The sequence below is a fragment of the Collinsella aerofaciens genome (genome assembly GCF_028207065.1).
GTDB classification, from domain to species: Bacteria; Actinomycetota; Coriobacteriia; order Coriobacteriales; family Coriobacteriaceae; genus Collinsella; species Collinsella aerofaciens_AR.
This window is the reverse complement of the sequence record NZ_JAQLFP010000043.1, coordinates 1-12,131: the sequence shown is the minus strand read 5'-3', so window position 1 is coordinate 12,131 and position 12,131 is coordinate 1. Positions and strand designations below refer to the sequence as shown.

The 12,131-nt window shown below is 59.6% G+C and carries 8 protein-coding genes; all 8 read left to right on the top strand.

The window, feature by feature from the left end; genetic code table 11:
• Positions 1-136: 136 nt before the first annotated feature.
• The 8 genes from acpS to PMX72_RS09735 all read left to right on the top strand — a co-directional run bounded on the left by acpS (position 137) and on the right by PMX72_RS09735 (position 12,016).
• Positions 137-676: a holo-ACP synthase gene (gene acpS / locus PMX72_RS09770; protein WP_117655164.1), complete on the top strand. Its 540-nt coding sequence runs from the start codon at positions 137-139 to the stop codon at positions 674-676.
• Positions 677-2,293, top strand: a complete 1,617-nt coding sequence (locus PMX72_RS09765) for an NAD(P)H-hydrate dehydratase (RefSeq protein ID WP_082435564.1) — start codon at positions 677-679, stop codon at positions 2,291-2,293.
• A gap of 2 nt (positions 2,294-2,295) precedes the next feature.
• Positions 2,296-3,441: an alanine racemase gene (gene alr / locus PMX72_RS09760; protein WP_089573672.1), complete on the top strand. Its 1,146-nt coding sequence runs from the start codon at positions 2,296-2,298 to the stop codon at positions 3,439-3,441.
• An 8-nt stretch (positions 3,442-3,449) separates the two neighbouring features.
• Complete coding sequence (locus PMX72_RS09755) at positions 3,450-4,070, top strand: uracil-DNA glycosylase (protein WP_271728957.1); 621 nt, start codon at positions 3,450-3,452, stop codon at positions 4,068-4,070.
• Between the two features lie 12 nt (positions 4,071-4,082).
• Entirely contained in the window at positions 4,083-4,589 is a 507-nt protein-coding gene (gene tsaE / locus PMX72_RS09750; protein WP_006235849.1) for a tRNA (adenosine(37)-N6)-threonylcarbamoyltransferase complex ATPase subunit type 1 TsaE, read from the top strand.
• Complete coding sequence (gene tsaD, locus PMX72_RS09745; protein ID WP_117758011.1) at positions 4,576-6,960, top strand: tRNA (adenosine(37)-N6)-threonylcarbamoyltransferase complex transferase subunit TsaD; 2,385 nt, start codon at positions 4,576-4,578, stop codon at positions 6,958-6,960. The genes tsaE and tsaD overlap by 14 nt, the downstream gene beginning before the upstream one ends.
• Before the next feature lie 808 nt (positions 6,961-7,768).
• A complete protein-coding gene (locus PMX72_RS09740; RefSeq protein WP_117636065.1) occupies positions 7,769-9,658 on the top strand; it encodes a carbon starvation CstA family protein in 1,890 nt (629 codons plus the stop codon).
• A 183-nt stretch (positions 9,659-9,841) separates the two neighbouring features.
• The gene (locus PMX72_RS09735) at positions 9,842-12,016 is read left to right on the top strand and encodes a hypothetical protein (RefSeq protein ID WP_271728956.1); all 2,175 of its coding nucleotides are present in this window, start codon (positions 9,842-9,844) and stop codon (positions 12,014-12,016) included.
• Positions 12,017-12,131: the final 115 nt, after the last annotated feature.

Here is a 12,131-nt window from a genome sequence, read left to right as displayed (position 1 = left end):
GGAGGCCTCGCGGCCTCCCCCTTTTTTGTATCTCGGGCAATTTGTCTCACATAGTAGCTGTGTTTTATAACCCTCGTTTGTCGCATCTTCTGCGAACGGGCTACAATAACTTAGTCTGTGCGATATGGAGGTGAACATGGCTGAAGCTGGTATCGGCGTTGATATCGTCGAGATTTCCCGCATGAAATCAATTCTTGAAAAGACGCCGTCGTTTGCTCGGCGTGTGTTTACCGAAGAAGAGCGTGCGTATTGCGATGCATCATCGCGTCCCGCTGCTCACTATGCGAGCCGCTTTGCTTCGCGCGAGGCGGTGCTTAAAGCTCTCGGCACGGGTTTTAGTCAAGGCGTGGGTCGCAAGGATGTTTCGGTAACGCGTGATAAACTCGGCAAACCGAAGGCGCTGCTTTCGGGCCGTGCTCTCGAGATCGCTCAAGAACTGGGCGTTGTTGAGGTCGCTCTTTCCATTACGCTTACGGGAGACTTGGCCGTTGCGAATGCCATCGCGATTACCGAAGATGCTCGGCCTAAGCCAAAAGATGAAAAGGTGAGCACCAAGAAACGCGTTGCGCAGACATTTAAAGAGGCTCGCTCTGTATTAGATGAGCTCGAGCAGCTGCAGAATTCAGCATTGACGGAGCACCTGGGCGATGCTTCGCAAGATACGCTAGGAGCATAGATGAAACCGGTTTTGAGTACCGAAGAAGTCGTTCGTCTCGAGGATATCATCGAACGCGAAGGGACTTCGAAGGCCGAGCTTATGGAGCTAGCGGGTGAGTTTGCCGCTAACGAGGTCTTGAAGCTCAATCCCGATCGGGTTCTCGTTTTGGTCGGTTTTGGTAATAATGGCGGCGACGGTTGGGTTGCCGCCGATATCCTGAGCCATAAGGGTGTGGACGTGGATATCGTTTCTCCGGTTGAACCGGATGAGATTCCTGCTGCTCTGGCACGTCATGTTGCTCGTCGTACTGCCGGCCGCGATGTGCACGTTTGCGTCGGCCCCTCGCGTGATGAACTCGAGGTTTTGATCGATAAGGCCGATGTTGTTGTCGATGCCATTTTTGGTACCGGTTTCCACGGGAATCTGCGTGCGCCGTTCTCCATTTGGATTCCTACGGTCAATGAATGCGCCGATTGTGTCGTATCCATTGATGTCCCCTCGGGCCTGAATGCAGAGACGGGCGTTGTTGATGACGACTGCATTCGTGCCGAGCGCACGGTGACGATGATTGCGCCCAAGATTGGTCTGTATAGCGCTGATGGTCCTGAGTATGCTGGCGATTTGATCTGCGGCAATCTTTACGACCGTCTTGACGAGGTCATCGATGATGTCGACCACGCCGCCGAGATTGTCGAGCCCGGTGACTTAGTTGATTACTTTGCTCCGCTACCATCGAATATCGATAAGTATTCCCGTGGCTCCGTGCTTATTGTCGCCGGATCTGCGCAATATCCTGGTGCTGCCATTATGGCGGCCAAGTCTGCAGCTCGCGCGGGTGCTGGTTACGTGGCAGTCGCGGCTCCTGACGCCTGCGCCAATCTCATTCGCATGGCACTTCCTTCGATTCCGGTCTTTGCTATTCCGTCTGATTCCCGCGGCTCCTTTGGCGCCGCTGCGCGCATGACGGTGTGCGAGATCGCAAAGAAGTACAGCTGCGTGCTGTGCGGTCCCGGTATGACGACGTCTGCCGGCGCTATGCAGGTGGTTTCGGGCTTGCTCGAGCTTGATGTACCGCTAATTTTGGACGCCGATGCACTCAACTGCCTTGCTAAGATTGCCATTGACGGTATTGATAGTAACCCCGAGATGTATCGCCGCGAGCAGCCGTTGGTTATGACGCCGCACTATCGTGAGCTTTCGCGCCTGGTTGCCGGTGACGAGGTGAACGACCTTGGTACCGCGATTGCGGCCGCGCAGAAGGTTGTCTGGGCTGCAGGCTCCGACAATCTGGTGGTCATTGCCAAGGGGCCGACGACGGCTATCTGTGGCGTTGAGCGTGTGCTGCTGCCGCTCTCGGGTCCGGCTTCTCTGGCAACTGCCGGTTCGGGTGATGTTCTCGCGGGTATTTTGGCCGGCACGCTTGCCACCATGCGCGACGAGATGGATCGTTGGGAGTTGCTGTATTCGTACGCCGTCGCACTTCACAGCTACGCCGGTTTTGCCGCGGCGACGGAGTATGGTGAGAAGAGCGTCATCGCGACCGATCTTATCGACTTGATCGGTCCTGCCATGGAGCTGGCGGCAAAGGATGCGCTCGAAGATCTGGGAATCATGGACGAAGGGTCGGATGACTAATCATGAATAAAGCCGATTTGACGCGCTGGTCCTGGGTCGAGATCGACCGCGGGGCGCTCCGTCGCAACACGAGGGCCTATAAGAACTTGTTGAATCCGCGTCAGCGCCTGTGCTGCGTGGTCAAGGCCGATGCTTATGGTCATGGAGCTGTTGAGTGTGCCAAGATCATGTATTCGGCCGGTGCCGACATGTTTGCCGTGGCGACGGTTAACGAGGGCGTTGGGCTCCGTCAGGGCGGGATTACTAAGCCCGTCCTGATTCTAAGTGAGCCGCCTATCGAGGCTATTCCTGCATTGCTCGAATTCGATATCATGCCCTCGGTCTATACGTCCGATTTTGCTCTTGCGTATGGCGAATGCGCCGTCGCGGCGGGCAAGGTGGGCAAGTACCATCTTGCCATCGAGACGGGCATGAATCGTATCGGTGTTCACTACACACAGGTGCTCGACTTTGTACGCGGCATCAGTTTCCATCGCGGCATCCAGTGCGACGGCGTATTTACGCACTTTGCCACGGCCGATGAACCTTCGGGTTGGGACTACAAGCTGCAGTGCCAGCGTTTTACCGAGGCCGTTCAGGCCATTAAGGACGCAGGTTTTGAATGCGGTATCGTGCATTGTGCCAATACGCCGTCCTCGATGCTCGATTCTTCAATGCACTTTGACATGATTCGTGCCGGCATCGGTTTGTATGGTCTGCAGCCATGTGAGCTGAGTGGTCGCGTGATGCAGCTTGATCCCGTCATGAGCGTCCACGCGCGTGTGACGCGCGTGGCGCATCCTGCGATGGGCGAGGGCGTGGGCTACGGCTTTACCTACCGCGTACCGCGCACGCGCGTTCAGATCTGCACCCTTCCGATCGGTTATGCCGATGGCCTTTCGCGTACGCTTTCCAATCGTATGGACGTGCTGTATCGCGGCGAGCGTGTGCGTCAGGTGGGCAATATCTGCATGGACCAGTTTATGGTCGCCATTCAGTCCAACCCGGCGCATGAGATTCCCGAGGCCGAGTATGGTGACGAGATGATCATTGTCGGCCGCGATGGCGACGCCGAGATCACTATGGACGAGATGGCCCGACTGCGCGGAACGATTAACTACGAGGTCGCCTGCGGCTTTGGCATGCGTCTCGACAAGGTCTACGTGTAGGAGTCGCTATGGGCGTCATGCACATTCCCGGCCATAGCCATCAGGCGCCGCGTGAGGTCGCACTCGAGGAGATCGAGGCCGTTCTGGGCGATTGTCACCTTTGCCAGCTTTACCAGTCGCGTCACAACATCGTGTTTGGCGTGGGAAACCCCAGCGCCCGCGTGATGTTTATTGGCGAGGCGCCGGGCCGTAATGAGGATTTGCAGGGCGAGCCCTTTGTGGGGGCGGCAGGCGAGGACCTCAACGGCATTTTGTCGCTGGCGGGGCTCAAACGCGAAGACGTCTACATTGCCAACGTGCTTAAGTGCCGCCCGCCGGGAAACCGCAATCCGCGCCCCGAGGAAGTGCTGGCTTGCTCACCGTTTTTGCGCGAGCAGATTCGAAGCATCTGGCCCGATATCATCGTGACGCTCGGCAACCCCGCAACGCACTTTGTGCTCAAGACCGAGATCGGCATTACCAAGCTGCGCGGCAGGTTCCATCAGATGGGGCACTTTGTGGTGATGCCCACGTTCCATCCGGCAGCAGCGCTACGCAATCCAGCGTGGCAGGAGCTGCTGGAGGAAGACTTTAAGATGCTGGGCGACTATCTGGAGCGACATCCCGCGCCAGAGGACGCCTCGGAATAATAAGGAGCATGTATGTCCCTGGAGCGCCTGGGGGTAGGTACTTACAAAACGACTTGCGCTGCCGATACGGAGTACTTTGGCGAGCTAATTGCACCGTGCCTTGAGGACGGCGATGTGCTCATCCTGACCGGTGGCCTGGGAGTGGGCAAAACTCACTTTACCAAGGGCGTCTCGCGCGGGCTGGGCGATGGGCATATGGTTACGAGCCCTACGTTTGCGCTCATGGCCGTCCACGATCAAGGTCGTATTCCGCTGTTTCACTTTGATCTATACCGCCTGGAGCATGCCTACGAGCTCGAGGATACGGGCATTTTCGATGTACTGGGCTATGAGGGTGCTTGCCTGCTGGAATGGGGCGAACAATTCCAAGACGAGCTGACGGATGAGTATCTTTCGGTGACGCTCAAGCGTGATGAGGGCGACAGTGATGTGCGAACGATAACGCTCGAGGCGCACGGTGACCGCGCAATGGAGCTTTCCCATTTGATTGATAAGGCTGTACAAGATGAGCTTGCATAACGACAACGCGCTGGTGGTGGCGCTCGATACCTCGACCGACATGCTTGCCTGCGCGGCAAGCTGGATTGATGGGCAGACGGGCGAGACGAAGCTCGTGAGTGGCGACCACATGTGTCGCCGTCACGCCAACGTTGAGCTCGTGAATACCGTTGATGGCATGCTGGCTCAAGCCGGTCTGGATCGCAGCGATGTTGGTTGCTACGTGGTCGGCCGCGGCCCGGGGTCGTTTACGGGTGTGCGCATCGGCATCTCCACTGCCAAGGGCCTCGCGCGCGGTGCCAATGCTCCGCTGCTGGGCGTGTCGACGCTCGACGCTTGCGCTTGGACGGCGTGGAAGGCTGGCGTGCGCGGCAAGCTTGGTATCTTGGCCGATGCTATGCGCGGTGAGGTATATCCGGCGCTGTATATGCTGGTCGATGAGGGCCCCGAGCGTCAATTTGAGCGCGAACACGTGGTCAAGGCCGCCGTGGCGCTCGATGAGTGGCGCCGAGCAGCGGACTGGGACCAGGTTCAGCTGACCGGTGACGGTCTCGTGCGCTATGGCAAGCTGCTGGGTGAGGACGAGACCGCCCGCTGCGTGGAGCGCGACCTGTGGTGGCCTTCGGGCGAGGGCTTGCTGCTCGCGCACGCTGCGGGTGACGGCGATCCGGCTCGCGTCCTGCCGATTTACACGCGCCTTTCGGATGCCGAGGAAAACGAGCGCAAGCGTCTTGGTCTTGCTGAGAGTGCACAGAGCGAAATTACGGGCGTTGCCGATGAGCTCGCCGGTCGTCATCTGCAGTTCCGTCCTATGGGCGCGGCGGATGCCGAGGGCGCGAGCGCGCTAGAGGCTGCCTGCTTTGAAGGTGCCGGACACGAGGCGTGGACGCCGGGCATGTTCCTGTCCGAACTGGGCGAGGACGTCGCTGCGCCGCGTAGTTGGTGGGTGGCACACGACGACGGCAAGCTGCTGGGCCTTGCCGGCGGTATGGTCGTGGACGGTGATGTGCAGATTCTGGATGTCGCCGTCGACCCGGCACATCGCCGTGAGGGCATTGCCCGCAAGCTGCTGTCGCATGTGAGCTATGATGCCCAGATGCTCGGCTGCACCACGGCTTCGCTCGAGGTCGAGGACGACAACAAGGGAGCGATCGCGCTTTATAACGCTCTGGGCTTTACCGAGGCAGGATGGCGCCGCGGCTATTATGGTGCCGGCAAGGATGCCATCGTCATGACGGCTCCGCTGCCCCTGGTGCTTCCGGTCGACAATGCCTCGCCCGAGCCGACGGCGGCAGAGCAGCGCGTATGGCCGCTGCCTGCGCCTAGGCGCTCCGAGGGGGAGCGTGCCGAAATTGAGCGCCGCCGCCTAGTGCTTGCCATCGAGAGTTCCTGCGACGAGACGGCGGTGGCGATTATCGATGCGGATGGCAATATGCTGGCCAACCAGGTGTCGACGCAGATCGATTTCCATGCCCGTTTTGGCGGCGTGGTGCCCGAGATCGCCTCGCGCAAACACGTTGAGGTGATTGTGAGTGTCGTGGATGCGGCGCTCGAGGATGCCGCAGCATCGCTTGGTCTTGAGGGTGGAGCCATCGCGCCGAGCGAACTCGCCGCTGTTGGCGTGACGCAGGGTCCGGGCCTGGTGGGTGCTCTGGTAGTGGGCGTCGCCTTCGCCAAGGGCTTTGCGTATGCTGCCGGCAAACCGCTGGTGTGCGTCAATCATCTGGAGGGCCACCTGTTTGCCAACCTGTTGGCGCAGCCCGACCTCAAGCCCCCGTTTATCTTTACGCTCGTTTCGGGCGGGCACACCATGCTCGTGCACGTAAAGGCATGGGGCGACTATGAAGTGCTTGGCGAGACGCTCGACGACGCCGTGGGCGAAGCCTTCGACAAGGTGGCAAAGGCACTGGGCCTTGGCTATCCCGGAGGCCCTATCATCTCCAAGCTTGCCGAGACGGGCAACCCCAAGGCGATCGATTTCCCCCGTGCGCTTAACAGCAGGGGGGACTATCGCTTCTCGCTTTCGGGCCTCAAGACGGCGGTGACGCTCTACATCGAGCAGGAGACCAAGGCCGGGCGCACGATTCACCTGCCCGATCTGGCGGCTTCGTTTGAGGCAGCCGTCTTTGACGTTCAGTACAAGAAGGCCAAAAACGCCCTGCATGCCACCGGATGCAAGGAATACTGCATCGGCGGCGGCGTCTCGGCTAATCCGCATCTGCGCGAGATGATGATCAAGAAGCTTGGGCGTCAGGGGATCCGCGTAACGGTGCCACCGCTTTCGGCGTGCACCGACAACGCCGCCATGATCGCAGAGGTTGCCCGCCGTAAATTCGACCGAGGAGAAATCTCGCCGTTCGACGTCGACGCCGATCCAAACATGACGTTGTAGCTGGTACGGCGCGGTCCCCGGACGGAGGGGCCGGATATAAGGTTTCCTGCTCTACAGTCCTGCGCAAGACGAAGGCCACATTAAGTGGCCTTCTTTGCGTGCGGAACTCGCGATAAACCTTATATCCGGCCCCTCCGTCCGGGGACCTTTCTGTATCGATATAGCTTCTGAGCTGGTTTGGCGTCGACAACGTCCGGCAAGGTTAGCCAGCTGCGTCGAATTTCCGGCGTGCTTTAGCTGAAAGAAAAAGATGGTGTGCGGAGCTTTGCTCCGCATTTGGGATGGGAGCCCCTGAGAGCCGCGGGAGCCGGGCGGCGCATATGAACTTTATCGCGAGTTCCGCACGCAAAGGAAAGCACTTAATGTGCTTTCCGTCTTGCGCAGGACTGTAGAGCAGGAAAGTTCATATGCGCCGCCCGGCTCCCGCGGCTCCCGAGGGGTATCTCCCATGCAAAAACTTTTGTTGGGTAAAGTCCGAGGTCAGTGGCGTTTTATAACGAGAAATTCAAAAAAGTTGAAAATCCATTACAAATTTGCGTTGACTTTAGGTAACTAAAGTTTCATACTCCTTTTCAACCACTGGGGGATGTGAACACGCACGGATCGTTCACATCATGATTGAAGAGGATTTCTTAGACATGTTCACGCATCAGCTAAACATTATCAGCGTAGTAATTATCTGATGCGGGTTAGCACATACAGCTAGCCCGTACGATAACGGGCGGCTGATGAAGATGAGGGCCGTCGAGCGCAACCGACGGCCCTCATTTTTTATGTCTAGGAAGCTCTTTTTAGAGGAGGAAATGTAATGAACGGAGTTTTGCTCATGGTTGTGGCCGCGGCGGTGCTCGCCTGCGGCTATCTGGGCTACGGCCGCTGGCTGGCCAACAAGTGGGGCGTTGACAAAGAGGCCCTCACGCCGGCCAAGCGCATGAAGGACGGCAAGAGCTTCTCGCCCGTCTCCGCCTTTACCGCGTTCTCGCATCAGTTCAGCTCGATCTGCGGTGCTGGCCCTGTCACGGGTACGATCGTCGCCATGGCCTTTGGCTGGCTGCCCGTCGTGCTCTGGGTCCTCGTCGGCGGCATCTTCTTTGGCGCCGTCCACGACTTTGGTGCTCTGTACGCTTCGATGAAGAACAACGGCAAGTCGCTCGCTCAGCTCATCGAGAAGTACATCGGCAAGACCGGCCGTCGCCTGTTCCTGCTGTTCTGCTGGCTGTTCTGCATCATCGTCATCGCCGCCTTCACCGACATGGTCTGCAAGACGTTCATGTTCACCCCGGCCGTTGACGCTTCTGGCGCCGCTACCGGTGCCATCGACTTCACCAAGTCCTATGCCGCTGGCTGCGCTGGCACCATCTCCATCCTGTTCACCTTCGTCGCTATCGCCTTTGGTTGGGCCCAGAAGAAGTTCAACCTCACCGGTGCCGCCGAGTTCGTCACCGGCGTGGTCCTCATGGTTCTCATGTTCGCCGTCGGTATGCAGTTCCCGGTCTACCTGGATAAGTTCCAGTGGTTCGCCGTCGTCATGGTCTACCTGGTCTTCGCTGGCGCTATGCCCATCCAGATGCTCAAGACCCCGCGTGACTACCTCACTTCCATCATGATGATCGTCATGATCGCCTGCGCTGTCCTCGGCATCGTCGTCCTGGGCGTTAACGGCCAGGCCACTATCACCGCTCCGGTCTTCACCGGCTTCTCCACTGCCTCCGGCATGATGTTCCCGGTCCTGTTTGTCTCCGTCGCTTGTGGTGCTCTCTCCGGTTTCCACAGCCTCGTTTCTTCCGGCACCTCTTCTAAGCAGGTCGAGAAGGAGCAGGACGCCGTCAAGGTCGGTTATGGCGCCATGATCGTCGAGTCCTTCGTCGGCATCCTTGCCATCATCGTCGCCGGCATCATGTTCTCCGATATGAACACCGCCGGTACTGGCGCCCTCAACGCCGGTGTCGCTTCCACCCCGTTCCAGATCTTCGCCGCTGGCATCTCCCGCGGTATGCAGGCCTTCGGTGTTGACGGTACGCTCGCTACCGTCTTTATGACCATGAACGTTTCCGCTCTGGCCCTGACCTCGCTCGACGCCGTCGCCCGCATCGCCCGCACCTCGTTCTCCGAGTTCTTTGCCCAGACCAACGACGCCCTGGCCATCGAGTCCAAGGCCGGCTACATGAAGGTTCTCGGCAACCCCTGGTTCGCCACGGTCGTCACCCTGCTTCCCGGTCTCGCCCTTGCCTTTGGTGGCTATGCCAACATCTGGCCGCTCTTTGGTGCTTCCAACCAGCTGCTCGGCGGTATGACCATGATCACCCTCGCCGTGTTCTGCAAGTGCACCGGCCGCAAGGGCTGGATGCTCTACGTGCCCGTCGCCTTCCTGCTCTGCTGCACCTTCACCTCGCTGGTCCAGAGCGCCATGGGCTGCATGACCGCCGTCCAGGCCTACGGCTTCTTCGGCACCATCCCGGCTACCGCCACCACGGCCGCCGTCTCCGTCGCCGCCACCAAGGGCCTGCAGCTCGTTTTCGCCGTCCTGCTGATGGTCCTGGGCCTCATCGTTGCCGTCAACTGTCTCAAGGAGTTCTTCGGCAAGGAGGCCGGCTCCATGCCCGACGAGGAGCCCGAGTGGTCCGAGATGGGCAAGGCTGAGTACGGTCGCGCCGCTGCCGCTGAGGCTCCTGCCGACGCCGAGGCCGCTAAGGCCTAGTCGGTCGGACGGGTTGAATCTCCCATCTATTTGACTCGGAAAGACCGGGTCCGCAATCAAGCGGACCCGGTCTTTTTTCTTGTGAGAACAGGTGGTGCAAGGGCGTTCTCGCAGATGTTTTGCGTGGATAGGCTCGTGCGTTGTACCATATGGACGTATATGTGTGCATATGAAAGGGGCCCCGTGGCCAAGACGGTATATTCCGATAATCAAAACAATGTCGATGCCCTGGCTGAGCGTCTGAGCAGCCAGACATCGCTTTCTGCCGAGCGCGCCAAGCTGGTTGCCTACGACCTGCTCTGCCGCAAGGCGCTCAAGATCAAGTCGAGCGCGCTGGCGCAGATTTTCCGCTCCGTCGATAAGGAATGCGACACCAAGGCGATGCGCGATGAGCTTATCGCGGCAAATATCGTGACCAAGATCGAGGGCAGCGGCATTAACGGGCGCCCGGCGTTCTATACCATCAATGTCGAGATCCGCGATGCCCAGGAGCAGCCTGCCGAGTCCGTCGAAGATTTTGTCGTCGAGGATTCCGCTGACGTGCCTGCTGTGGAAGAAGCTGCTCCGCGTGAGCATGTCGATACCGATGAGTTGCTCGATGAGAACGTCGTGCGTGCCTTTACGGCCAAGGCAGGACGCGGCGGTTTTGGCGGGGGTGGCAAGCGCGATGCGCAGCGCCGCGCCCAGCAGGAGCGCTTCCGTCGTGCCGTTGCTCAAAAGGGTGAGACGGATGCCGAGGCTGTTGAGAACGAGGTTGCTGCCGAGTCGCAGAGGCCCGCGAAGGAGCAAAAGCCCGTGGAGGCCCAGGAGCTCCAGCGTCGCCGTGGTGCCCACTTTAAGGCTGCGCAGCAGGATGTCGCGCATGAGGTTGAAGAGCTTTCCGAGGCCGCAGACGATGTTGAGGAGTCTGCCAAGAAGGCCCCGGGCTCATGTCGTCCCGGACGTGGTTTTGCGAGGCGCGCGTATCCCGTAAGGCGTCAGGAGAAGGGCGAGTCGGTTTCGACCACCCAGGACGAGAAGGCCGTTGAGCCGGTGGCTCGCGAGCAGAAGCCTGTTGAGCCGCAGCTTGAGGTTGCTGCCGAGGCCAAGGGCCAGCAGCCTACTGACGAGCGGACGGAGCAGAGCGCGTCGAGCAGGCCTCGCCGTCGTCGTCACCGTGGCGGCCGCAGTTCCCATGCCGAGACTGCGTCCGAGAAGACCACGCCGCAGGACGAGGGTGCGAAGGCCGAGGTTTCTTCGGGGCAGCCTAAGCGTCAGCCGGCGAAGGAGAGCAAGTCCGATCGCCCGCAGAAGCAGGCGTCTATGCCGAAGCGCGAGCGCAATTCCCAAGGCGATTCTAAACGCAAGTCTCAGAAGAAGCCGGAGTCTTCCGCAGCAGGTACTGCTGTCCAGCAGCCCAAGTCGGCCGTTCGCGGTGAGGTATCGGCGTTCGCCCTTGCCCGCGTTTTAGGCAGGCAGCTGCTCAAGGTTGTCCCTACGCCTACGGCGCTCTCTAAGATCAAGGAGCAGCAGACACAGATCGTAAAGGTCGAGGGCAAGGACGGCAAAAAGGCTCCGCAGCGCACTCAGCACAACGAGATGTCCAACCGCAAGATTGCCGAGGAAATCGCAATCATCCAGGCTTGGATCGAGCAAAACCGAGGTGCCGATACGCCGGTTGCCTCGCGCCGCCAGCGTGCCTACCAGATTTTTAACGATGAGAAGGCCTTTGACGGCAAGCACGGTGAGCGCCTGATAAGGCGCATGACCGAAAAGGGCATCAGCATGCAGGCGATCAAGGTCGCCCCCAACCGCCCCGTGCACTTTACGGGTTTCTTTACGCTGGGCGCCGACAAGCCGTTCATTATGGTTGAGAACCTGGATACCTACGACGAGATCGTCAAGCTGCTGCGTGGCCGCAAGCACGCCAAGCTCTTTGGCATCAAGGTGGGCGGCGTGATTTTTGGCGGCGGATGCAAGGCGAGCGTCTCGCATGCCCTGGACGATTATCTGGCCGAGATCGGCTATCGCTTTAACTACCTCTACTACGTGGGCGATATCGACCGCGAGGGCGCGCGCATCGTCGAGCAGGCTCGCAATGCCAATGTGGTTGAGATTCGCCTGCATGCCGGCATGTACCGCGCCATGCTCGCCGAGCACAAGCGTCGCGTGAAGGCCGGCGGAGAGTGCGAGCCCGCGGCTGCCAACCAGGGCGTGCCGCAGAACTTGGCGGCGACGATCAAGGATCTGCCCATGGTCACGCGTGTGCAGTTCCGCAATGTGCTGCGCGAGGGCGGGCGCATTCCGCAGGAGATTCTGATGACCGCCGACTATCGGGATGGCGACTCGGGAAGCTTCGACCGCATGCTGAATAACTAAATTCCGCCGGCCCCGGGAGAGCGGGGACACCGGCTTAGGTTTCCTGCTCTACAGTCCTGCTCACGACGGAGGCCACATTAAGTGGCCTCCTGTTCGTGCGGAACTCGCGATAAAC

Bases quoted from the DNA above. Each gene is read 5' to 3' on its own strand.
- tsaE (WP_006235849.1), top strand. From the start codon at position 4,083: ATGTCCCTGGAGCGCCTGGGGGTAGGTACTTACAAAACGACTTGCGCT.
- tsaD (WP_117758011.1), top strand. From the start codon at position 4,576: ATGAGCTTGCATAACGACAACGCGCTGGTGGTGGCGCTCGATACCTCG.
- alr (WP_089573672.1), top strand. From the start codon at position 2,296: ATGAATAAAGCCGATTTGACGCGCTGGTCCTGGGTCGAGATCGACCGC.
- PMX72_RS09765 (WP_082435564.1), top strand. From the start codon at position 677: ATGAAACCGGTTTTGAGTACCGAAGAAGTCGTTCGTCTCGAGGATATC.
- PMX72_RS09755 (WP_271728957.1), top strand. From the start codon at position 3,450: ATGGGCGTCATGCACATTCCCGGCCATAGCCATCAGGCGCCGCGTGAG.
- acpS (WP_117655164.1), top strand. From the start codon at position 137: ATGGCTGAAGCTGGTATCGGCGTTGATATCGTCGAGATTTCCCGCATG.
- PMX72_RS09740 (WP_117636065.1), top strand. From the start codon at position 7,769: ATGAACGGAGTTTTGCTCATGGTTGTGGCCGCGGCGGTGCTCGCCTGC.